The organism is Methanothrix harundinacea 6Ac (genome assembly GCF_000235565.1).
Taxonomy (GTDB): Archaea; Halobacteriota; Methanosarcinia; order Methanotrichales; family Methanotrichaceae; genus Methanocrinis; species Methanocrinis harundinaceus.
The window spans coordinates 1,970,594-1,993,519 of the sequence record NC_017527.1 but is presented as its reverse complement, the minus strand read 5'-3'; the positions used below and the strand labels follow the sequence as shown (position 1 = coordinate 1,993,519).

Sequence of the window (22,926 nt, the reverse complement as noted above, 5' to 3'; positions counted from 1 at the left end):
AGCAGATGCCATTAGCGATGAAAGTGGCCGATGAGGCGGCTATGGAAGATAGGGTCCAGGAACCTTTCACCATGGATATTCCTGATGAAGCGGCGATCAAGAAGGAGGTGCAGGAACAGGTCGAGCCGGCCCCGGAGGAGGTGGGCGAGCTTCAGGCTCTGGCGGAGAAGAACGTCGCGCAAATTCTGACCCTGGATCTCGATGTGGCTCCCAAAAAGATGCATATCCTCCAGTCGATCGAGTCCTTTGGCGGCGAGTCGATGGCGACCTCGGCCGCCAAGAACTCACTTTTGCAGGTGACCGTCGGCAACCTGGCCAGAGACGGCGATGAAGGCGGCGTGGTGGCGAGGGGCTTGATGGAGCTGAACCGGGAGCTGAGAGACCTGGACCCCAGCCTCATCGACTTCACCAAGACGGGAATTTTGGGGAAGGTCTTCGATCCGGTGAGGGCCTATTTTGCACGATACCAGAAGGCAGATTCGGCCATTGCGGACATCATCGCCTCGCTGGAGAGAGGGAAGGCGATCCTGAGAAACGACAACACCACTCTCGAGATCGAGCAGCAGGCACTGCGGAGTCTGACCAAGAAGCTGATGAAAGAGATCCAGCTCGGGATTCTGATGGACAGATCGATCGAGATGGAGATAGAGGCGGCAAAAGCCAGGAACGAAGATCCGGAGAAAGTCAGATTTGTCGCTGAAGAGATCCTCTTTCCTCTGCGGCAGCGGATTATGGATATGGAGCAGATGGTGGTGGTAAATCAGCAGGGCGTAATGGCGATGGAGGTTGTGATCAGAAATAACCGGGAGCTGATCCGCGGGGTGGATAGGGCCAAAACGGTGACCATATCGGCTTTGAGAACCTCGGTGACGGTGGCCGGCGCCCTCTATCATCAGAAGGTCGCCCTGAAGAAGATCGAAATGCTCAATGATACGACGAACGGCATCATCAGGGGCACATCTCAGATGCTGAAGGATCAGGGGGCGGAGATCCAGAGGCGATCAATGGCGACCAGCATCTCCGTCGAGGGGATGAAGGCCGCCTTCGCCGATGTGATGGAGGCCCTCGAATCCATCAGCACCTATAAGCAGGAGGCTCTGCCCATAATGCGGGATACCATAAATCAGTTCAAGGAGCTGGCGGCCAAAGGCGAAGAAGAGATCCAGAAGCTGGAGAAGGGGCATTAAATGTCGCCGTTGGGTTGGGAAGATGTTCCTCATTCATGTAAATAAACAATGGAGAAGGAGGTCGCGCGGGATGAATAAGATGGCCATCATGATCGCCCTCATGATATCTTTGATGGGGTCGTCATCAGTGGGGGCTGGGGAGATGCGATCGGGAGGAGCGACCGCGGAGATGCGGTTTGAGGGGGGATTTGGAGGACTGTGGATTAGAGCTGACTCGCTGGACCTCGGTTCATCCCTGCCGCCAAATCAAAAACTCTATGGGATTGGGGAGGGGTCGGCTGCCCGGGGAGATGTGGACCCCCTCCCCTCCTGGAACGAGGGGTCGGCAAAGAGGGCCATCCTCAGTTTCGTTTCAGATGTCACCTCCGAGGGCGGTCCGAACTACGTAGCCCCCGAAGATAGGATCGCCACCTTCGACAACGACGGGACTCTCTGGTGCGAGTATCCAAATTACGTCCCGTATCTCTTCATCTTCGACCGGGTCTATGATATGGCATCATATCACCCCGAGTGGAACTCCACCGAGCCTTTCAGCTCCATCCTCTCTGGCGAGCGGACCGGGGCCGGCAGCTTCAGCCCGGGGGAGGTGCTGGAGATCTACGTCGCCACCAGCTCGAATATGACCGCTGAGGAGTACATGGCTCTCGCAAGAGACTGGCTCGATAGATCCTCCCATCCGGACCATGGCCTCCCCTATACAGAATGCGTCTATAAGCCGATGCTGGAGCTCCTCAGCTATCTGAGATCCCAGGGGTTCAAGGTCTACATAGTGACGGGGGGAGATCAGGACTTCGTCCGGGCCTTCTCCCAGGAGGTGTACGGCATCCCCCCGGAGCAGGTGATCGGTTCGGCGGTCAAGCACCAGTTCATCGAAGTCGACGGCAACACCTCAGTGGTGAAGCTTCCTGAGGTCCAGGTCGTCACCGACGGCCGGGTGAAGGCGGAGCAGATCCAGCAGATCGTAGGCCTTCGCCCCATCCTCGCCTACGGCAACTCGGATGGGGATATCCCCATGCTCAAATTCGCCACTGGGGGCGAGGGTCCATCCCTGGGCCTCTTGAACCACCACGACGACCCCATCCGGGAGTACGCCTACGATATAGGCTCCTCCATCGGAGGGCTGGAGGAGGGGCTGGAGCTGGCGGGAGAGTGGGGTTGGGAGGTGGTGAGCATGAAGGAAGATTGGAAATATATTTTTTAGGGGCAGGCTGCCTCCTCCTTTTTCCGAGGGCTCCAGCTCGACAAAAAGCTTTTATCGGATGCTATCGCCATACATTTACCATCGTCCTGTAAATTAGCTCTCGGCTTCCGCAGGATGTAAAAAATCTCGGTGACAGAATCGGTATGCTGAACCCAGCATCCTCCTTATCTTCGCCGGAGAGCAATTTGATGAGACGAAATATAACGAATGGGAGCAAAAATATGAATGCTGGAAAATTTTTCAAGGCGATAATTTTATTGTTGTTCTTCTGGTTATCGTCGGCATCGGCCTTCGAGCCTGAGGCGGTCGGCGCAAACCCCGACCTCGTCGCCCTCAACGCGGGATGGTTTCCACCCACCGTATACGACGTGACGGATGGGGTTTACGTCGCCGTCGGCTACGGTCGCGCAAACCCGGTCCTGATAGAGGGGACCGACGGGCTGATCGTCATCGATCCGGGCGAGAGCACCACCTCCGCAGAGATGGTGAAGGCGGCTTACAACGAGCATCTCGACGACATATTCTCGAGAAAGCCCGTCAAGGCGATCATCTACACCCACCACCACGACTGCCACATAAACGGAGCTTCGGTCTTTGCGGGAAACGATTCTCCGGAGGTCATCGCCCACGAGACCTTTGAGGAGCACCTCTTCGGGCCCAGGGAAGTGGTGAGCCAGATCTTCCCTATCAAGGTATACCGGGCCGTAAAGTATGCTGGGATACGCTTCCAGAACGATCCGGGCTACTTTGTAAATGGTGGAATCTTCCCCTTCTCGGTCCCCGGCCCCTCGGGATACCTCCCCCCCACCCTGACCGTTGGGGAGAGGCTGGAGACTAACATAGCCGGGGTGAACCTGACGATAGTCCACGCCCCCGCCGAGACGACGGATATAAACTACGTCTGGCTGCCGGATAAGAAGGTGATCGTTCAGATCGGCATCTTCTACAAGTCCTTCCCCGCCATCAACACCCTCCGGGGAGCTTCGCATCGGGACCCATTGAACTACATCGCGAGCATTGACGATATGAGGACCCTGGACGCCGAGTATATGGTCCTGATCCACAGCGGCGGTGGACCAATCGTCGGCGCCGAAAACATCAGCCAGACCCTCACCAACGCCCGGGACGCCCTCCAGTACGTCCACGACCAGACGGTCCGCCTGATGAACCAGGGGCTGACCCCCGGCGAGATCATTGAGGTCCTCGAGCTGCCTCCCCACCTAGCCGAAGACCCCAATCTGCAGGAGTACTTCGGCGAGATGGATCGGGACATTTTCCAGATATTCCAGCAGTACATGGGATGGTTCACGGGCAGGAGCAGAGACATATTCCCGACATCTCCGCGGGAAGAGGCTGAGAAGATGGCATACCTCGCCGGCGGCGTCGACGGGCTGGCAGAAAAAGCGAAAGCGTCTCTCGATGAAGGTGATGTTAAATGGGCGATGATCTTCTCCGACCACGTCCTCCTCCTCGATCCTGAGAACGTCGAGGCCCGAGAGGTCAAGAACTCGTCGATGCTATACCTGGCCGAGGAGACCAAGAACGCCCAGGTGAGAAACTACATCCTCTCCGAGTACCTCGAAGAGACGGGCCAGATCAGGATCCCCATCGAACGCGGCTTCAGCCTCATGGACGAGAATATCGTCGTCTACATGCCGATGGCGACGATATTCAGGATCATGGCGGTGAGCCTCAACGCCACCAAGGCCCTGGACGAGGAGTACGCCGTCGGCCTCAGCCTCTCGGACGATTCGGAATCTGCAGAATATGCCCTGTACGTCCGGAGGGGGATCGTAGAGGTCCAGGAGGGGGTCCCCGAGGACCCGAAGTTCACCATCGACACCGACTCCCTCTCGATGAAGAACCTGGTCCTGGGAAAGCTCAACCCTGAGGAGGCGGTCGCCGGCGGAGCCGTCGAGGTGGGCGGAGCCGGGCCGGAGGAGTTCTACGGGTTCATGGACCTATTCAAGTGATGGGGGCGGATTTCAAAGCCCCCATCGGCCTATTTTTCCCTAAAGGAGTCTTGCCAGCAGCTCCGGACGGCTTAAGACTATCGGTTCTCCAGCGGTACGTACTCCCGGTCGAACTCCCCGACGTAGAGGGACCGGGGCCTGAAGATCCGGTTGTTCTCGAGGTACTCCATCACCCTCGCGGTCCACCCCGCCACCCGGCTGACGGCGAAGAGGACGGTGTAGAGGTCGCCGGGGACCCCCATGGCGTGGTAGACGATGCCGGAGTAGTAGTCGACGTTCGGGAAGATCTTCTTCTCCATCCCCAGGTCCGAGACGACCTCCTCCTCCAGCCGCTTTGCGATCGAATACATCTTATCGCAGTTGGGGTTTGACTCCGCCATCATCCCCGCCAGGGGTCCGAGGACCCGGGCCCGAGGGTCGTAGGTCCTGTAGACCCGGTGGCCGAATCCCGGGACCTTCCGCCCCGAACTTCGGGCCGTGTTGTACCACTCTTTCACCCCTTCCGGGGAGCCGATCTCCCGGAGGACCCTCGTTACCTCCTCGTTAGCTCCGCCGTGGAGGGGGCCGTTCAGCGCCCCGTACGTGTTTAGCTGACCAGGCTCGATCTTAGCATCTTTAGGCCATCGAGTCCATTTTGCTCCCATGTCGCCAGCACGGTCATAATTCGTTCATGAATCGAAGTCCCTTTTTCATTTCGCAGTGTACCAATGATCTTTCTCAGAACGACATGCTCCCGGAGAGCCCTCTCTGCTCTATTATTGGTCGGCTCTACGGCGGGCTGGATGATAAACGTGAACCAGTACTCGAAGCCGTTACTAATTTTGCCGATTAGCTTTTTGACTTTCTCACTCATGTATTCTTTCATAATCCATTGGTGGAGCTTTGATCGTGCCATTTCCAACAATCCCATCCTGACTTCGGGTGGTGGATCGTTTTCTAGAGCATCAGTAAGTTCTTCATATAGATCCTTGAGATCCCCATGTAAAGGAACCGCCTCCTCAATCTTATCAGCAAGGTCCTTTGATTCTCGGAGTAGATGTGCCCAACATCGCTGTAACCGTTTTGTGAATTTGGCATAAGGCTTCCAACCATCGCACACTATGATGCCATCGAATCTTCTTGTCAGAACTTCCATCAGGACCTTCATCCCACGACTCTTTCGTATCACAACAAACGTCTCAGATGGTGTGGTAAATACCCAGATCCAGTGACGCTCTCCTTGGACCTTTATCGACGTTTCATCCACATACAGGATTGGTGCATTCCGAACGCTGTTTAAAATTGCATCATATTGAGACTGAACCGCATCAGCAGCTCTGCGAGTCAGATCGAGGACCGTAGCTGCGCATATGGTCAGTCCATGCAATCGCTTCAGTGCATTTTGGATCTTCCTGTGGGGTAGCCTATCCTCGTATTTCAGTAACGTTGTCTGCGCAATTACATTGTTTCCGAATCTGCCTTCTGCAGGAAGATCATGATCGCTGGCTACAACTTCCTTTTGACAAGATGGACATCTGTAATGAGCAATCTTGTATTCGGTGACGATTATCGGCTGGGGTTCAGGGATTTCCTCGATGATCTTTGACTCTTTTCTGATAGGATCGCCAAGCTTGGCTCCGCAATCTGGGCAAAGATCTATGGCGACTTCGACTTGTCTATCAGGATTGGCACGAGGTCTTGATACCCCTTTATGACCCTCTTTTTGGCCTGGTTTCCCATTAAACCCTTCGTCATACCCTTTTTTCCGTTTGCGACCTCGTCTCAAGCTCGGCGGAGTATGGGCATTCTCATATTTAGCTAGTCGAGCTTCAAGCTTCGCTATCTGTTCTCTTTGAAACTCATTCTCACGCTTTAATCGTTCATTCTCAGCTTTAAGTTGCTTGATTATCTCTTCTTCGTGCATACTCCCAACTAGCAGGTATAGCGAAAGAATTATATAATTTTTCTGGTCGAGGTGGATTCTAGGTCAATTCGCATGAATTGAGGATGGAGCTAAACACATACAGCGCCCCTATCCCCGCATCGACGGAGAAGTAGATGTCTGACATGGTGGAGGCGACGACAAGACAGGCGAAGGTGCTGGCGTTCATCCCGTGGTCGGCGTGGAGGATGAGGGAGACGTCCATCACCCTCTCCTCCACCGGCGTCGGCCTTCGCCCCGTCATCATGTAGAGGAGGTTCGCGGCGTGGCCGAGCTCTGGATCGGGCTCGATGGGCAGGCGGCCCCTCCTCAGCCGACCGATGGCGGCCGCCAGGGTCGCCATCCCTGCGATCAGGTGGATACAGCTATCCATGCTCTCGGCGTCGTCGGGGGCCAGTCTCGGGTCTGTAGGCCGTCGGAGGTGCCGCCTCTGGAACTCGTATATCGCATGCCTCTCCCCTGTCGGCCGGGTCTCCATGGGGATCGAGTCCTCGTCGGAGGCTATGGCGTCCTCCAGGGATGGCCTCGCGTCCTCGCTGTCCCGCCAGGTCTGCCTCTGATGCATCAAGTTCGTCCCCAGCCTCAGGGCTGCCATGGGGTTCATCCTCTCCACCGGGGCGTTCATCAGCGTCCGGAGGGTGTTGGGAAGGAAGCGGTATTCATTCAGTCGGCTCTCGAAGGAGGCTAGCTCGCTCTCCGTCGGGAGGTCGCCGTAGAGGAGGAGGTAGGAGACCTCCTCGAAGGTGGAGTGGGCGCAGAGATCGAAGATGTCGTAGCCGCGGTAGATGAGGGTGCCTTCAGAGCCGTTGACGAAGCCCACCCGGCTCTTGCAGGCTATCGCCCCTTCAAGGCCAGGCCCCACGGTACATCTTATCGGCCAGTCAATCCCCCTCATCTGGTCGAAGATGGGATTCGTCCCTTTGGGAGCCGCGGGCGCCTCACCTTTGGCGCCCAGGATCAGCTCCGTGACATATCTCTTCGTCCTCTCCATCGCATCATCTCCTCTCCGATCCGATTCCCGGCGGCTTCTCTTCTGGCAGGTGGTCTCTGGCCGCCCCGCTTCCTTCTAGCCTTCCCGATAAAAGCGGCTCATCTATCCAGACGGCCGAGGCAGGGTCGGGATCCACCAAGCGTCGAGGCTACCTGATCTTCCCGGTCGGAATAGAACTTCCGGCCTCTCACGATCTGTTCATATATAACCCTTTCACCGGCGGTTTGGGCCCTCGGGGTTCTTCGCCGGCGGGACCTCGATCCGTCCCAGGGTGGCTATGGGAGGTTCATTCATCTCCCCATCTAATATTTGAACAGGATCGAAATCTTATTAGATTAATAGGGGCAATAATGACGAGGATCTGCCATCGGAGGTCTGGCAGCGGGACGCCTTGGTAGATCAAAAAATAATTTGGGTAATCGTGATATAAAATCAGGCTGGATGGTGTTATTATGAAGATCCCCTCGACGATGATATCCGTCATATGCCTCGGAGCCGCCGTCATCATCTCCCTGGGTTCCGCCTGGGGGCTCGATACTGGAGCGCTTTCAGGAGATGACAAGGGCGACTGGTACAGATTTGCTCCTCCTTCCTCCCCGGAGGGGCTCTCCCCCGAGGGCCCCTCCGCCGACGAAGGCGGTGGCGAAAGCATCTGGATAACCGACCTGGACGGGAAGGAGAGGAGGACGGCCCTGGAGATCCCCATGGGGGCGTGGGCTAGGCTGATGATCGCCCCTTCATCGGAGGGGGATCTCGAGCTCCTCATAGGGTACCCCACGGGAACGGTCCAGAAGATACCGGCTGAGTCTGTGGAGACGGGCAGGCTTTATTCCAGCTGGTTCCAGGCCGAATGGCCGGGGAAGTACCTGATCTGGTTCTCCCTGGACGGGGAGGAGAGCGAACCCGTCCAGCTCGACGTTCAGGAGGAGCTGATCGTCTTTGAGGGGGCTGGACCGGCGGCGCCGGGGTCTTATGCAGCCGGAGGTCCGGGGCTTGGGGGACCTGCCATGTACGCGGCCCCGGCGGCGAGCCCGTCAATAGGCTTCGCCGTCGGGGGGGCCAAGGACATCGAGAACTTCCGGGAGAACATAGAGCTGGATTACCTCCCCCTCCCGACGGACGTCACCTACGAGGGGCTCTTCTACGACTACAGCTTTGAGACCGGCCAGAAGGAGGAATGCCAGAAGCTCTTCTGCCCCACTTACAGCTCTGCCATATCGAGGGATCCCATCTCCGGCGAGCCGCAGCGATACCTATCTGTCGGCCTCAACTCGGGGATCTCCGACTTTGCCAGAAAGAAGCTGAACCTGGTCGTCGTCCTCGACTACTCCGGCTCCATGGGAAGCCCCTTCAACGAATACTACTACGACCGTTTCGGGAGCCGGGTTGATGTCGAGGTGGATTCCGGCCTCAGCAAGTCGAAGATGGAGATCGCCGATCGGGCGGTGGTGGAGCTCTTGGGCCATCTGGAGGTGGAGGACAGGTTCGGCCTCGTAGTCTTCAGCGACGAGGCCTACCTCGTCGATCCCCTCACCAGGATCGACGATAAGGATCTGGATGCCCTCAAGGCCGCCATAATCGAGATCGAGGAGTACGGCGGGACGAACATGGAGGCGGGGATGATGAAGGGAACGGCCGCCTTCGGCAAGTATGGGGAGATCGACCCTGCCGAGGAGGAGAACAGGATCATCTTCATCACCGATGCCATGCCGAACCTGGGGGAGACGGGGGAGGGAGGACTCCTGAGGATCCTCCGGGAGAACGCCCGAAAGGGGATTTACACCACCTTCATCGGGGTGGGGGTGGACTTCAACACCGAGCTCGTGGAGGAGATCTCCAAGGTCCGGGGAGCCAACTACTACTCGGTCCACTCGGCGAAGGAGTTTGAAGAGAGGATGGACGAGGAGTTCGATTTCATGGTGACTCCCCTGGTCTTCGACCTCCTCCTCCGGATCGAGGCTCCCGGATACAGGATAGATAAGGTCTACGGGTCTCCGGAGGCGGATGAGGCTACGGGGGAGATCATGAGGGTGAACACCCTCTTTCCCTCCAGGGCGGAGGAGGGGGAGGTGAAGGGCGGGACCATATTGATCAAGCTCTACCGGGTCTCCGACGACCCGAGGATCGCCCTATCGGTCAGCTACCGGGATAGGAATGGGTCCGAAGACGGCGCCGAGGCGGCGGTGATCTTCCCCGAGGCGGAGGGCGACTTCTACGAGAACGACGGAATAAGAAAGGCGATCCTCTTGTCGAGGTATGCAGACCTTCTGAAGAACTGGATCATCGATGAGAGGTCGGCCCTGGACCAGGATGCTCCGGTTGAGCCCTCCGTCACCCTCGAGGACGGGATCGTCGTCCCCGGTCCTCTCCTGGGGGAGTGGGAGCGGCAGTCGCTGCCCCTGACGGTATCGGAGGGTTATCGGGTCTTCTTCGAGCTCTTCAGGAGCCACTTCGAGACCGAGAGCGTAGCCCTGGGAGATCCCGACCTCCAGCAGGAGGTGGTCGTCCTCGATAAGCTGAGCGGGGGGGAGGGGTGAGGATCGTTAGAAGGGATAGAGGACTTAGAGGACCTCGATCCCCATAAACGAAAATTGCCGCCCCGGGGTTTTCGGCCGGAGCGGCACCGCCCCTCCAGGGGAAGGAGAAGGGGTCAATCCCGGCAGGCGTCCCCTCCACCCTCGACCTCGCCGGGTTCGCCGAAGGGGGTCCTCATCTCGTAGACCCCATCCTCCTCCCAGACCTTCTCCACCACAAAGCCCATCTTCTGGAACATTCGAAATATCCGGACGTTGGTGGATAGGACCTCGGCGACGAACCCCTGGACCCCCTGCTTTCGAGCGAGGTGGGTGAGGCGGGCGAGAAGCTCTCTTCCCACCCCCTGGCGGTGGTAGTCGTCCCTCACGACGTAGGCGACCTCCGCCATCATCGACTCGCCCAAGAGGCCGTACTGGCCGATCCCGATGACCGTCTCCCTCCCCGCAGGCCGGTCCTCTACGGTCGCGAGGATCACCATCTTCTTAGAATAGTCGACGACGGAGAACTCCTGGAGCCAGGGGTGGGAGAGCTCCTTCTTCGTCGTCATGAACCGGCTGTAGAGGCTATCGTCGGATAGCTGGTGGAAGAACTCCTTGAGGAGGGGCTCGTCGGTGATCTTGACGGGGCGCAGGAGGATGGGAAGGCCCGCCTTCGTCGTCCTCCGGACCTCGAGGCTCTCGGGGTAGATTCCGCCCTCGCCGGGGATGAAGGCCTGGTCTCCGTAGATCAGCCCCATCCTCTTCGCCTCCTCTATCAGCTGGGGGCGGAAGTCGGGGTGGGCGATGGCTATAAGGTCCAGAGCCCTCTCCCGGACGTTCTTGGCGTGGAGGTAGGCGATCCCGTATTCTGTGACGACGTAGTGGACGTCCCCCCGGCTCAAGGTTACGCCGGAGCCGGGCCTCAGGGTGGGGACGATCCTCGACGTCCTACCGCCGTCGGCGGTGGATGGAAGAGCGAGGATCGACCTTCCGGCTTGCGAGAGGACCGATCCCCGCATGAAGTCCGCCTGGCCTCCGATCCCGCTGTAGTGGGATCCCGCCAGGGACTCGGCCGTCGCCTGCCCCGAGAGGTCGATCTCGAGAGCGCTGTTGATGGCGGTCATCCTCCGGTTCTTGGCTATCACCAGGGGGCTGTTGGTATAATCGATCGACCTGAACTCGACGAGGGGGTTATCGTCGAGATACCTGTACGTCTCCGCCGAGCCCATGCAGAAGGAGGCGACGGCCTTACCCCGGTCGATCGTCTTTCGAGAGTTGTCGACGGCCCCCGACTTCATCAAATCTGCAATCCCGTCGGTGAAGAGCTCGGTATGGACCCCCAGGTGCTTCTTCTCGCCGAGGCATGCGAGGACGGCGTTGGGGACCGAGCCGTAGCCGACCTGGATGGTGGAGCCGTCCTCGACGATCCGGGCGACGTACTCGCCGATCTTGCGGGCGATCTCGTCGGGGGCGGGGTCGTGGTACTCCAGGAGGGGCTCATCGCAGAAGACGAGATGGTCGACCTCCTCGACGGAGACGAAGCCGTCGCCGGGGATCCGGGGCATCCTGGGGTTGATCTGGGCGATGACGATCTCGGCCGCCTCCACCGCCGCCTTGACGATGTCGACGGAGATCCCCAGTCTCAGGTAGCCGTGCCGGTCGGGGGGCGAGGTCTGGACGAGGGCGACGTCGATGGGGATCGCCCCATGGCGGAAGAGGGCCGGGACCTCCGACAAAAATATCGGGGTGTAGTCGGCGTCCCCCCGGTTGATGGCGTCCCTGCTCCGGGACCCGACGAAGAAGGAGTTGAGCCGGAAGTTCTCCCGAAACTGCTCCTCGGCGCAAGGGGCGATCCCCAGGGTCCAGACGTGGATCATCTCGGCGCCCGTGAGGGAGTTGGGCCTCTTCTCGACGTACCTCTTCAGGGCTCCGACGAGGTGCTGGGGCTCGCCGCAGCCGGTGCCGACGAAGATCCGGTCGCCGGGGTGAATCCTCTCGAAGATGGCGGTCTCCGGCCAGAACTTCTTCGGCCAACGCTTCTTCATCGCCTCCAATTCTGAGCTGTTATCGTCCGGATAGAGCGCCAACGCCTGCGACCTCCTGGGATCTGAATGAAAGCCTCTGCCGAAATCGGATGCACAAGGCTTTCTGCCCGAAATAATTACTGGCGGAGGTTATATTAATTGATGTTGGTATAAAAATATCTTAATTAATCATGAAGAACAAATTCTTTCTCCACTTCGAGGTACAGCTCTATCGCCTCTTTCGCCCGCTCCATGAGCTCATCCAGGCTCTTTGCCTGGGTATGGCATCCGGGGAGGGAGGGGACGGTGGCGACGTAGTATCCGTCCTCGTCCCGTTCGACGAGGACGTTGAACTTGGCCTTCATCTCTCGACTATTTTGCGTTTTTATATTAAATACCTTGGTCAGCGATGGAAAGCCAGTCTTAAGGAGCGGTCTCGACCCCACAGAATAGTCCCAGACGAGACCTTTAGTATCGGGATCTGCTCGGCCAGGATTCGGTCTTTCAGCCTGGCATGGAGCGACTTGCAGGTGAGGAGGTCCACCCGCCTGTTCACGGCGTCCTCCAGCTCGTTTTTGAGGTGGGCGAAGTCGAGGTGGCTCCTTATTCCCTCGAACTCGATCAGGATGTCGATGTCGCTCTCTTCGTCCATCTCATCGACTCAGAGCGTGACGATTGATTCCACTATGAGCAATGAATAAGGAAGTTTTTACTTCAGGTTCGTTTTAGAACTTCACCACTATTTGGATCTATTGATAAACAACTGATCTCTTCGTCACAAATCACTAAATCATCGTCGTCACCGAATTCCTGAAGAATTAGTTCGGCAATTTTCCTTGAATACATCTCAAAATTAAACTTTGTTAGAGTAATATCGTAATTTAAAATAAGGCCATTGATTGGGATTTTATCGCAATTTAAAATTTTAACCGCACTTCCTCTGAGATTTATCTTGGCAGTGATTCTAATTCGATGTGAAATTGTCATAACTCCTTTTTCCTCCGATTTTGGAGTAAATAACGAAGGATGCGGAATATGGGACGTTTGAATATCTTCTAAAATTATCTCATCTATATGGATTTTATGTTGAGGCAGATCCTCTATTTGGAATTCTACATCGCTGTAAATTTTTGTTGCACTATAATTCTTTTCAGTTTTTAGATATAAATATATATTCATTTGAGTGATTATCGAATCAATGAAATTCCCGAGTTGGATTGTCTCATTATTAATTTGTAAAAATATTGGGGCATTGCTGTAGCAATAATTATCTACAGGAATTTTAGCATTCATTAACTGAAATTTAAAATTATTAATATCTTCCTGACTAGGGAAATAATATTTGAGACTACAACTTTTATGGAGTAATATGGTATGCAAATTAACATTAATTGATTCGATGCGATTTTCTTTGTCTTCCTCATCGAATCTCCGAAGAATTGCTAATCTGATACCTTTCATCTTGGCGAAGAGAATAGCATCTCTTGTAAAACCAGTGCATGTAAGAACGATTGCATCATCAGGCTTTATATCATCAACCACGGCCCAAAAATCACGGATTATTGGAAGTCCGATTTTCTCTCCGGATAAATTGAAATCTTTGCATTCGACCAAAACTCGGCGCTTATTATCATTATTATTAATTGTAACATCAATTTGATGCTTAACTCCTGTATCTCTAATTAGCCTACGATTATGTAGAACTACTCCATATTTTTCAATGTGCCTAAAAACCATTGCTGCCAATCTCTCATACCGTGTACCTGCTTTTGTGGTCTCTATGGGATTGTATTTATCGTGCAATTCGTCATACTGGGAACGCTTTTGCAATAGTGGTACACTCCTTAAAGCTTAATTGTCATATTTGTATTTTGGTTATAATAACTTTTCCTATAGTAGGGATCTGTCATCGAATTCCTTCGAATTCCTTCGAGTTCGTTGGGGAGGTTATAAACTTAATGTCCGCTCTTCCGATCCATTTATCAATCCCCAGGGACATATACACCCTTCGGAGCGTATGAATATGAAGAGCTTGAAAGGAACCCAGACCGAGAAGAATATCCTCACCGCCTTTGCGGGAGAATCCCAGGCCCGAAACCGGTACAACTTCTTCGCCTCCCAGGCGAAGAAGGAGGGGTACGAGCAGATCTCCGCCATCTTCGCCGAGACCGCCGATAACGAGAAGGAGCACGCAAAAAGGCTCTTCAAGTTCCTGGTGGAGGGCGGCGAGGCCGAGGTCCGGGCGTCCTTCCCCGCCGGGGTCATCGGGCCGACGGTGGAGAACCTCCGGGCGGCGGCCGCCGGGGAGAAGCACGAGTACTCGGAGATGTACCCGGAGTTTGCGGCGAAAGCCGATGCGGAGGGCTTCCCCGAGGTCGCCGAGACGATGAGAAATATCGCCGCCGCCGAGGTCGGCCACGAGAAGAGGTTCCTCGCCCTGGCGAAGAACATCGACGACGGGACGGTCTTCAAGCGCGAGGGGGTCGTAAGCTGGAGGTGCAGGAACTGCGGCTACATCCACGAGGGGGCCGAAGCGCCGGAGGAGTGCCCCGCCTGCGAACACGAGAGGGCCTACTTCGAGCTCCTCTGCGAGAACTACTGACCTTCCTGTCGCCCGTAGAATCATCGGCCCATCGACCCATCCGCGGGACCACCGGATCCCCGGGCCGGCAGATTCGAGACCGGTGCCGGGCAGGGTGGGAGGAAGGGGCGGCGGGGCCCGTCCTTCAATCCCCGCCCGGCCTCTCCGCAGGTGTTTTTTTTCGGTTCAGAGTTCCCCAGAGGATGATATCCTCCGAACCCGACCGCTCAAAATCCCGCATCATCCAAGTTTGTCCAGCTATTATTCCATCATCCTCTGATCCAGGAGCCTTCCACCAACAAATTAGAAATAGTTTGCCGGCGTAAATTCTCTGGAGGTAGATCGGTTGAAGGTACTGGTATTATACTACACCATGAACGGCCACACCCACCGGCTGGCCGAGGCGGTGGCCGAGGGAGCCCACCAGGTGAAGGGAGCAAAGGTCGAAATGCGCCGGGTCCCCGAGACCCTCTCGGAGGCGGAGCTGGCAAGGAGGGGGGCCTCCGCCGAGGCGGCGGAGATCTTCTCAGAGGTTCCGGTCTGCAGAGTCGAGGAGCTGGCGGAGGCGGATGCCATAGTCTTCGGGACGCCTTCCTACCTGGGGAACATGGCGGGGCAGATGAGGAGCTTCCTCGACTCCACCGGCGACCTCTGGAGGAATAACCTCCTGGTGGGGAAGGTGGGAGGGGTCTTCGTCTCCTCCGGGTCCCAGCACGGCGGCCAGGAGGCGGCGATCCTCGCCTTCATCCCGACCCTCCTCCACCTGGGGATGATCGTCGTCGGCCTCCCCTACACCTTCGAGAACCAGAGGAGGATCGACTCCGTCGCCGGGGGTTCCCCCTACGGGGCCTCCACCATCGTAGGTAGAGCTGGCGAGAGGTGGCCGAGCGAGACGGAGCTTGCTGCCGCCCGGTTCCAGGGAAAGCACATTGCAGAGATCACGTCTAAGATCGTCGGCTGAGGGTCTCGGGTCCTGCCCGTCGATCAGCAAGGAGGCGGGACCCTTTAGACCTCTCCACGTAATTTTTTTTCTTTTCGATCTGATAAGACCCCGCGAATCCCTTCCCCGGCATGAATGCCGGGGGGGGGAATGAATAGGTGGGGGATGGTGATGGAAAATCGGTCGGTTAGTTAGGGCCGGAGCCGGGATTCGAACCCGGGTCATGGGATCCACAGTCCCAAAGGATGTCCAACTACCCTACCCCGGCACTTCAGCCTGACCCCATTCGCTCGGAGGAGATAAAACTTTCCCCGTTGCTCCGCCCCCGCCGAGCCTCCCGGGGGCGATAGGCCTCCTCGGCGGTCTCGATGACGAGGGAGAGGAGGTCGTCGAGGCGGTTTATGTGGTAGACGGCTCCCAGCTCTCCGAGGGCCTCCTCCACCAGCCTGTTCTTGTTAGCCTCGTCGATGGAGAAGAGGACGAACCTTCCTATGGCTGCCGCCTCCTGGATGGCCTCCCATTCGCCGTAGAGGTTCTGGATGTGGGTGTCGGTGATGCAGAGGATGAGGCAGCCGGGCCTCTCCTTCGTGAGATTCAGCACCTCCTGGCCGGGGATGTGGGTCCGGGACCCCAGGTGCTGGACGAGGACCATTTCTACGGCGGCTATATCCCTCGTCCACTTCTGGATAACCATCCGGTCGCTGAAGCTGATCGCCGCCACCTCCGCCCCCCGGGAATGGGCGAAGATGCTCGCCTTGAAGGCGGCGAGGGTCGCCGCGTGGGTCTTCGTCCCCCGGCGGTGGCCGTCCATCGAGCCGCTGCTGTCCAGGACGACGAGGAGGTCGGGGACCCGCTCGCTCCCCGCCTTCATCCCGCACCACTCCTGGCTTCTCCTGTAGGTGGTGACTCCGGGGATGAGCCGGGGCGCGAGGCTGAGGGAGTAGGGGACGTCCAGCTCGCTGGGAGGATCCGAGAACCTCCACTTGACGAGCCCCGAGGGGTAGAAGCTCTTTTTGGCGATCCCTGCAGGCCTGATCACGATGCTGTAGCTCTGGTCCCGGTACCATCGGACGAGGTCCCCATCGATCCCCAGGACCGAGAGGGCCTTGCGGTACTCCTCCGGCTCCACCTCCGAGGCTATCCCCGAGAGGGGGGGCGAGGGAGCGTCTCCTCCCAGCCCCTCCATCGATGGAACCCTCCCGCCCCCCAGGATCCCCGGGGCCAGGGCCCCGAGGGTCCTCGCCATCTGCTGGCACTGCCTCGGCCACCTCGACCTATCCTTCACCCCCCAGCTGAAGATCGAGAGGAGCTCCTCCGCCTCAGGCCGGTCCCGGCAGGGTAGGTCTACCCCCCAGAGCAGCCCCAACAGCCCCACCACCGCCCCGTCCAGGGGTGATAGCTCCCGCCTTGCCAGCTCCCTCCAGCCGAGGAGGACCTTCTCCTCGTCCTCCTCGCTCCTCTGGAGGCGGAAGGTATCGACGACGATGTCGGAGAAGATGTTCACCATCCGCCTCGCCAGGCCATCGGAGCGGCCCTCAAGGCCGGCCAGGGCCGCCAGGGCGAGCCTTCCCGCCGTATCGAGGGACCGGGGGCATAAGAGGTAGTGGACGATCAGGTGGTCGAAGAGGTTCTCGATATAGAGATCGCCCCTCTCAAGCTCATCTTCCCCGACGACGATCCGATAGCTTCTGAAGGGAAACCCCTCGCCCCCTCCGGACCCGTAGACGATCGGCCTTGGGAGCTGGGGGCGGTGCCAGTTGGACCTGGACCTCTCCCAGATCTCAGAGATCCTCTCTTCGGAGGAGTCTCCCCCCAACCCTCTCAGCCCCCGCCTCCGGACCGTAATCCCCGGCCTCGATCAGGCCGCCCTTCATCCTCCAGCCGGCCCTGGCTCCGGCCCCGCCCCCGACCGAGATCTCCCCTCCCCTCATCATCAGCCCCAGGTACTCGCCCGCATCTCCACCTATTCTGATCCTACCCGACCTCATCAGCCACCCCGACCTCGCCCCTGCCCCGCCCTTCACCACCACCCTCCCTCCGGAGTTTCCTACAGCCAGGTAGTTTCCAGCCGCCCCCCGGACGACACCCCATCCGCCGGCCATCTTCCTGAAGGCGTAATCCCCGCAGGAGAGGGCTACAATCCCCCCGCCCCTCATCTCCTGCCCCAGGTAGTCGCCAGCGCCACCCAGGACGACGAGCCTCCCCCCCGACATCCTCTCCCCCAGGTGGTGAGCCCTCCTCCAAGGAGCCTTCTCCGCCCCGCCGGAGGGGGGCGTTCCGCCGTCCAGGATCAGAGTCCCACCCGCCAGCTCCAGCCCCGCATAGTTCCGGGGGGGGATCACCAGGGGCGATGGGAGCCTCTCAGCGGCGATGCTGGTGAGATATCCCCAGATCGTTCCCTCCTTCTTGTCCCGGGGGGAGGCGGACATGAGGAGTTCCCGGATCGATTCGCCGTCCTGGGGCGCGAGGAGCTCCACCTCCTCCCTCTTCGGCCTCTCCTTCAGCCTCGCGGCCAGGTCCTCAAACCCCAGGAGAAACTCGCCCCTCCTCTCTTCAAGCCTCTTCTTCTCCCTCACCCTTCCCCGGTACGCCTCCTCCATCAGCCCCTTCAGCTTCAAACCATCCTCTCCAGGGCCTTGACATAGTCGAGCCTCGCTATCGGGTCGTCGCTCTTTGAGAGCTCCTCCAGCGCCTCCTGTGAAGAGATCTCGCCGTCGACGGCCCGGGCGAAGATGATGTTCATCTCGCCCCTCTCGTTCAGGGTCCTGTTGATGCTCTTCTCGACGAGGTCCCGGACGTACTGGAGCCGCCCGGCTCCGTAGTAGGGGGGGCGCTCCAGCATCGTCCTGTCGGGGGAGACCCGATGCCAGATGACGTAAGGGGCGACGGCCCTCATGACCTCGATCAACCCGTCGGAGCCGTCGAGGCCGAGGAGGAGGGCGACGGCCCTGGTGTAGGACCTGAGGTCCTGCCTCACCCTGTCGGAGAGCCCCTCGTCCACCTGCCAGCAGCAGACCTCGGGGTTGTTGAAGTAGTGGCATCCGGCGCAGAGCCCCCGGCTCGGCTTCGATCCGCCCGTGAGCTGGGTCTTGTCGAAGGAGGGGGCCCTCTCACAGAGGGTGAAGTCCCGGAGGAGGGATATTATCGAGAGCTCCACCTGGCCGTCGAGGCGGACTCCTGCGACGAGCCCTGGCAGCTCCCTAAACTCCTCGGCGGTGAGCCTCGGAAGGGCCTCCGCCAGCTCGGAGACCTCCCGCTCCCGTTCCGCCAGGGCTAGGCCGGCGAGGAAGTCGGGCTGGGCCGCCGGGACAGAGATCGATATCCTGTCGAGGAGCGCCTCGTCCAGGGGGTAAGTGGCGGAGAAGTCCGGGTTCATGGTGGCGAAGTAGCAGGTGTCTCCGAGCTCCAGGGTCTCTCCAGCGTAGCCGATCTTCCTCTTCTGGAGGAGCTCGAGGAAGAGGTTCTGCTTTCCGGAGGGGAACCGGTTGATCTCGTTTATCACCTTCCACCTCGATCGGGCCCAGGGGGTCCAGAGGACCTGGATGGGTGAGGGCTCCTCGCCCGGAGATCCCGACGGGTGGGGGAGGCAGGACCACTGGCGCGGGTCGATGAAACCCACGATCTTCTCCTCGGTCTGCTCCGGGTGGCCGGTGATCATCAGGTTCTCCACCTCGTCGAAGGAGAGGCCGGTGAAGGCCGAGCCCAAAAGGTTCACCAGAGTCGTCTTGTTCGCCCCCATCCCGCCGTAGAGGAGGGCCGCCCTGTTCCTCAGACAGGCGTTGGCGAGGGAGAGGTAGAGCTGGCCGTTCACCTTCCGGTCCGCCACCTGGAGGTCGGCGGCGCCTACGTGGAGGCGTAGCTCCTGGAGGGCGCAGGCCAGGTCTTCGATCTTCCGGAGAGGGTCGGGCATATGGTGAAAAGGGGGATCTGGTCTTATTTAAAGGAGACGAAAAAGGTAGAGGGACCAAGGTTCAAAGAGATGGTTTTGCCTGGAGGAGATGAAGAAAAAAATAGAGGGTAAAGGAGGGAGGAAATGGCACGTTAAATGCCGTGCTGTACTTCGGCATTTGTCGAATATAAAGGTTTCGGTCGGCCGGGGGGGGGGAAAGACCGATTCGTTTCAAATGCGTCTCGCTTGGAGGTGATGAAGATAAAACTGCTGGCGGCGTCCTCAAAGACCCAAAATATCTAATAAAGGGGCTTATGATGCTGTATGAGGTGAGCGAATGATTGTATTGGGGATGGAACGAGTTGCCGTCTCCCAAACGATATGCAGGTCTACTCCGAAGTATCCGTGGATCATTTTATCCCTCATACCGGCCATTCTGCTCCAGGGGACTTCCGGATACCTCCGTTTCACCTCTGTAGGGACTTGCTTTGCGGCCTCCCCCATGACCTCGAGTGCGCGGATCACAGCAAAGTAAACCATCTCGCTCTCCTCGAACTCCTCCAGAGAAAGGTCTTCGGTAAACTCCTCGACCTTTTCGATCATGGAGAGTATATCCTGCAGATAATCGAGATGGTCTCTTTTTTCTTTCACACCTCAACGACCTCGCTCAGGATCCTCTTTCCAATATTGCCCTTTAGAGCGCGCTTTGTGACCAGGTCCACCCTTCGCCTGAGAAGAGCGACCAGGTCATCCTCCAGGTCCATGAACCTGAAGAGGTCTGGGGTCTCCTCGAACTCCACCAGGATGTCGACATCGCTATCTCTCCGAGCCTCGCCCCTCACCTGGGAGCCGAAGACGCCAAGAGATTTCACCTTGTAGCGCTCGGCGAGAACTGGCTTGTTCTTACTGAGGATATATAGAATCTCGTCGAGGGATCCCTCTTCCTCTTTGTTTGAGCCCGTCATTTCAGTCCCCATTCATCTTCTTTTATGGAATAGAAGATAACAATATAAATAACATAGCGCTCTTCAAGATAGATCTGACCTACCTCGAGATGAGGCCGTTTTGCTTATGGCTCCCACAAGCGTTCTATCTTTAACGGAGATCACAGAATAAGAGTTGCCCAAATTATCCATGCAGACGGCGAGGAGACAGAAAATGAGAACCGAATCAGAAGTATCGACCGTGAGATCGAGAATAATCTAAAGTGATCGAAGATGCCCGAAGGCTCCACCATCCGATGCTACGATCGCCACGCACTGGCCTATGACCTCTACCAGTCGACGGTGGTCCCGGAGTACGAGACCGCCATCGAGACGACGGCTCTTATAGGAGAGCGGCTCCTCGGCAGCGCCCCTCGGGTCCTGGACCTGGGATGCGGCACCGGGAACGCCTCCGCCGCGATCCTCAAGAGGTCGCCGGCCGCGGAGATCTTCCTCCTGGACGGCTCCGCCTCTATGGTGGTGGCGGCGAAAGAGAAGATCGCTGCCATCTCGCCGGGATCGGTGATCGGATCGAGGGTCGCAGACATCGCCGCCGAGGGCTGGGACCTGGGCCTCGCCTCCAGCGAGTTCGACGCCGTCGTCTCCACCCTGGTCCTGGAGCACCTGGACTTCGAGAGCTACAGGTCCGCCATAGGAAAGTGCTTTCAACTTCTCAAGCCCGGGGGGTGGCTGATCGCCGTGGAGGGGTACGCCGAGGAGGAGTCGGATATGGTCGTCTGGTTCTCCGAGCTGATGGAGGCGAGAAGAGAGCTCATCGATGATCCTGAGCTCTCTGATTTCGTATCGGGGCTGCGGGCGAAGGATGAGGTCCACCACTACGCCGGCAAGGCCCAGAAGGCCGGCTGGTGGCGAGAGGCGGGTTTCGACCGGGTCCACCTCCTCTGGCAGTACCTCTCTCTCGCCCTGATGGCGGGCCGAAGGCCGTGATCGCAGAATGGGTCTTTAAGGCAGGATCGCTCACCACGAAGAGAAAACCCGATGAGAGGGATCAATAGATGCAGACCTTCCTCCCCTACCCCGACTTCAAGAGGTCCGCCGAGGTGCTGGATCGGCAGCGCCTGGGAAAGCAGAGGTCGGAGGCCCTCGTCCTCCTCCGGATCTGCCGGGACGGAAAAAGCCGGTGGAGGAATCACCCGATATGGAAGATGTGGTCCAAAAACCCCGAGGCTCTCGCCCTCTACGGCGTCGTCATCTGCGAGGAGTGGACCAGAAGGGGCTATCGGGACACCTGCAAGGAGAAGATCCTGGAAGCGAACCGGGAGATGGGCGGCGCAGAGCTCCCGGAGCTCCGCCGGAGGTACGAGGGGCGGGAGGAGGGATTTCTCCCCACCTGGTTCGGCTCCGAGGAGTTTCACGCCTCCCACCGGTCTAACCTCCTCCGGAAGGACCAGGACCACTACTCCGCCTTCGGCTGGACTGAGCCGAAGGATCTCTGCTACCTCTGGCCCGTCCCCGAAGATGAGGAGGGCAGTTGAGGTGGAGATGGGAGGGAGGAGGTCTCCGGCCCTCCAGAATACCTCCATTATCTGACGATCCTATCAGTATCTGACGATCCTGTCAAACTCCTCTTGGCTGAGGATCATGGGATTGTACTCTCCCCCCCGCTCTTCCAGGGCTCTGACGAAGGTCCGAAGGTGCTTCTCCGACCCCACCATGAGCCCTCCATAGACCGATATAAGATCAGGCTCGAGAGCCCCCTCGATCTCCTTCCGCAGGTCGTGGACGGAGGCCTCCTCCACCTGGGCTGCCGCCCCCAGGGCAACCACGGGGCCGTCGGCTCCGGAGAGGAGGTCCTCGTAAATCTTCTGGAGGGTCTCGTCGGCATAGACGCCAGGGGCCTCCGGCGGGGCAGACAGGCCGCGCCTCTTCATGAGGGTCAGGATCGAAGCGATGTGGGTCTCCTCGGATCTGGCGACGTCCAAGAAGATCGGAAGCCTAGTCGTCTTATAGAGCTCCAGGTAAAGGTCTCTTGCCATCCTCTCTTCCTCCAGGATGAACGCCATCCCCTGCAGCTGCGCGGCTGAGAGAGGAGCGGTGGCGGAAGGCCCCGCCGTCTCCTCTCCGAGGCGGAGCATCCCTTCGGCCCGGGCGACGTCGTGGATCTGCTTTAAGTCCTCCGACCTGGAGATAGACCAGATTATCGGGAGGTCCTCGCCGGGGGTTATCGCCCTATCGAACTCGTCACCTGTGTCAAGCCTCCTCCTGAACTCTATCACCGTCACTCCGCCCTTCTCCAGGCCGCCGAACTCCAGGATGTCATCGGTCCCGCTGAGTTCTACATCGGGGATGTGGGGGCCGAAGAAGTCGATGATGTACTGGTCCTCGACGACCGCGTCCCTCCCGTTGACCCGGCCGATGACGACATCACCGCCCTTCTTCCATTCGCGGGGATAAAAACCAATGGCCAACCAGCCCGTCGTCTCCCCTCGGAGGGCCATGTAGAGGTGTTCATCGTCAGTCCTCCAGAAGACCTCCAGGTCACCGCCCGGATAGCCGAGCCCTTCGGGGCCTATGAGGAGGGCGTATCCGGAGTATTCGCCTTCGGCGATGACGCCGTCGGGGTTCCATAATCCCGGCTCCGCCGGAACTCCTGCCTCCTCCACCGCCACCGGCCCGGCCACCTCCCTCTCCACGCACCCGGAGAGGAGGAGGGCGGTCAAGAGAATTATTGGTAAAAGCCTCAAATAAGACACCCACCATAA

At 58.5% G+C, this 22,926-nt stretch carries 21 protein-coding genes and 1 tRNA gene; 8 read left to right on the top strand and 14 right to left on the bottom strand.

The window, feature by feature from the left end:
• Positions 1–5 precede the first annotated feature (5 nt).
• The 3 genes from MHAR_RS09410 to MHAR_RS09400 all read left to right on the top strand — a co-directional run bounded on the left by MHAR_RS09410 (position 6) and on the right by MHAR_RS09400 (position 4,361).
• Complete coding sequence (locus MHAR_RS09410; protein ID WP_228369543.1) at positions 6–1,187, top strand: toxic anion resistance protein; 1,182 nt, start codon at positions 6–8, stop codon at positions 1,185–1,187.
• Positions 1,188–1,257: 70 nt separating this feature from the next.
• Positions 1,258–2,388, top strand: a complete 1,131-nt coding sequence (locus tag MHAR_RS09405; protein ID WP_014587381.1) for an HAD family hydrolase — start codon at positions 1,258–1,260, stop codon at positions 2,386–2,388.
• Positions 2,389–2,648: 260 nt separating this feature from the next.
• Positions 2,649–4,361, top strand: coding sequence for an alkyl sulfatase dimerization domain-containing protein (locus MHAR_RS09400; RefSeq protein ID WP_228369542.1), 1,713 nt, complete (start codon positions 2,649–2,651; stop codon positions 4,359–4,361).
• A 77-nt stretch (positions 4,362–4,438) separates the two neighbouring features.
• Here the strand turns inward: MHAR_RS09400 and MHAR_RS09395 are convergent, their stop codons facing one another.
• From MHAR_RS09395 to MHAR_RS09385, 3 genes are read right to left on the bottom strand one after another with little or no spacing between them, the layout of a single operon-like run.
• A complete protein-coding gene (locus MHAR_RS09395) occupies positions 4,439–5,005 on the bottom strand; it encodes a citrate/2-methylcitrate synthase (protein ID WP_081472322.1) in 567 nt (188 codons plus the stop codon).
• Positions 4,948–6,264: an IS66 family transposase gene (gene tnpC, locus MHAR_RS09390; RefSeq protein ID WP_014585584.1), complete on the bottom strand. Its 1,317-nt coding sequence runs from the start codon at positions 6,262–6,264 to the stop codon at positions 4,948–4,950. The genes MHAR_RS09395 and tnpC overlap by 58 nt, the downstream gene beginning before the upstream one ends.
• Positions 6,265–6,322: 58 nt before the next feature.
• Positions 6,323–7,273: a citrate/2-methylcitrate synthase gene (locus MHAR_RS09385; RefSeq protein WP_014587378.1), complete on the bottom strand. Its 951-nt coding sequence runs from the start codon at positions 7,271–7,273 to the stop codon at positions 6,323–6,325.
• A 452-nt stretch (positions 7,274–7,725) separates the two neighbouring features.
• On the opposite strand from MHAR_RS09385, the gene MHAR_RS09380 reads away from it, so the two are divergent.
• Complete coding sequence (locus MHAR_RS09380) at positions 7,726–9,810, top strand: vWA domain-containing protein (protein WP_052301019.1); 2,085 nt, start codon at positions 7,726–7,728, stop codon at positions 9,808–9,810.
• A gap of 113 nt (positions 9,811–9,923) precedes the next feature.
• On the opposite strand, the gene MHAR_RS09375 is transcribed toward MHAR_RS09380, so the two are convergent.
• The 4 genes from MHAR_RS09375 to MHAR_RS09360 form a co-directional block, all read right to left on the bottom strand.
• Positions 9,924–11,831, bottom strand: a complete 1,908-nt coding sequence (locus MHAR_RS09375) for a GNAT family N-acetyltransferase (RefSeq protein WP_048145003.1) — start codon at positions 11,829–11,831, stop codon at positions 9,924–9,926.
• Between the two features lie 164 nt (positions 11,832–11,995).
• Positions 11,996–12,175 carry a type II toxin-antitoxin system HicB family antitoxin gene (locus MHAR_RS09370; protein ID WP_048144582.1) on the bottom strand — a complete coding sequence of 60 codons (180 nt, stop codon included), beginning with the start codon at positions 12,173–12,175 and terminating at the stop codon, positions 11,996–11,998.
• 38 nt (positions 12,176–12,213) lie between these two features.
• On the bottom strand, positions 12,214–12,462 hold the full coding sequence (locus MHAR_RS09365; protein WP_014587374.1) for a nucleotidyltransferase family protein: 249 nt from the start codon (positions 12,460–12,462) through the stop codon (positions 12,214–12,216).
• Positions 12,463–12,524: 62 nt separating this feature from the next.
• On the bottom strand, positions 12,525–13,613 hold the full coding sequence (locus MHAR_RS09360) for a restriction endonuclease (protein ID WP_143763378.1): 1,089 nt from the start codon (positions 13,611–13,613) through the stop codon (positions 12,525–12,527).
• 220 nt (positions 13,614–13,833) lie between these two features.
• Between MHAR_RS09360 and rbr the strand changes: the two genes are divergently transcribed.
• Entirely contained in the window at positions 13,834–14,412 is a 579-nt protein-coding gene (gene rbr, locus MHAR_RS09355; RefSeq protein ID WP_014587372.1) for a rubrerythrin, read from the top strand.
• A gap of 325 nt (positions 14,413–14,737) precedes the next feature.
• Entirely contained in the window at positions 14,738–15,352 is a 615-nt protein-coding gene (wrbA, locus tag MHAR_RS09350) for an NAD(P)H:quinone oxidoreductase (RefSeq protein ID WP_014587371.1), read from the top strand.
• A 174-nt stretch (positions 15,353–15,526) separates the two neighbouring features.
• Here wrbA and MHAR_RS09345 read toward each other — a convergent pair.
• The 6 genes from MHAR_RS09345 to MHAR_RS09320 form a co-directional block, all read right to left on the bottom strand.
• Positions 15,527–15,599, bottom strand: a tRNA-His gene (locus MHAR_RS09345).
• Between the two features lie 3 nt (positions 15,600–15,602).
• Positions 15,603–17,147, bottom strand: coding sequence for a VWA domain-containing protein (locus tag MHAR_RS09340; RefSeq protein WP_014587370.1), 1,545 nt, complete (start codon positions 17,145–17,147; stop codon positions 15,603–15,605).
• Entirely contained in the window at positions 17,113–17,949 is an 837-nt protein-coding gene (locus MHAR_RS12590) for a formylmethanofuran dehydrogenase subunit C (RefSeq protein WP_014587369.1), read from the bottom strand. The genes MHAR_RS09340 and MHAR_RS12590 overlap by 35 nt, the downstream gene beginning before the upstream one ends.
• Positions 17,946–19,241 carry an AAA family ATPase gene (locus MHAR_RS09330; protein WP_014587368.1) on the bottom strand — a complete coding sequence of 432 codons (1,296 nt, stop codon included), beginning with the start codon at positions 19,239–19,241 and terminating at the stop codon, positions 17,946–17,948. The genes MHAR_RS12590 and MHAR_RS09330 overlap by 4 nt, the downstream gene beginning before the upstream one ends.
• A 291-nt stretch (positions 19,242–19,532) precedes the next feature.
• Positions 19,533–19,871, bottom strand: a complete 339-nt coding sequence (locus tag MHAR_RS09325; RefSeq protein WP_143763377.1) for a HepT-like ribonuclease domain-containing protein — start codon at positions 19,869–19,871, stop codon at positions 19,533–19,535.
• Entirely contained in the window at positions 19,868–20,197 is a 330-nt protein-coding gene (locus tag MHAR_RS09320) for a nucleotidyltransferase family protein (RefSeq protein ID WP_014587366.1), read from the bottom strand. The genes MHAR_RS09325 and MHAR_RS09320 overlap by 4 nt, the downstream gene beginning before the upstream one ends.
• A gap of 240 nt (positions 20,198–20,437) precedes the next feature.
• On the opposite strand from MHAR_RS09320, the gene MHAR_RS12585 reads away from it, so the two are divergent.
• Entirely contained in the window at positions 20,438–21,151 is a 714-nt protein-coding gene (locus tag MHAR_RS12585) for a class I SAM-dependent methyltransferase (RefSeq protein ID WP_014587365.1), read from the top strand.
• Between the two features lie 68 nt (positions 21,152–21,219).
• Positions 21,220–21,699, top strand: coding sequence for an MSMEG_6728 family protein (locus MHAR_RS09310; protein WP_014587364.1), 480 nt, complete (start codon positions 21,220–21,222; stop codon positions 21,697–21,699).
• Between the two features lie 63 nt (positions 21,700–21,762).
• On the opposite strand, the gene MHAR_RS09305 is transcribed toward MHAR_RS09310, so the two are convergent.
• Positions 21,763–22,917, bottom strand: a complete 1,155-nt coding sequence (locus tag MHAR_RS09305; RefSeq protein ID WP_187287809.1) for a DUF2202 domain-containing protein — start codon at positions 22,915–22,917, stop codon at positions 21,763–21,765.
• Positions 22,918–22,926: the final 9 nt, after the last annotated feature.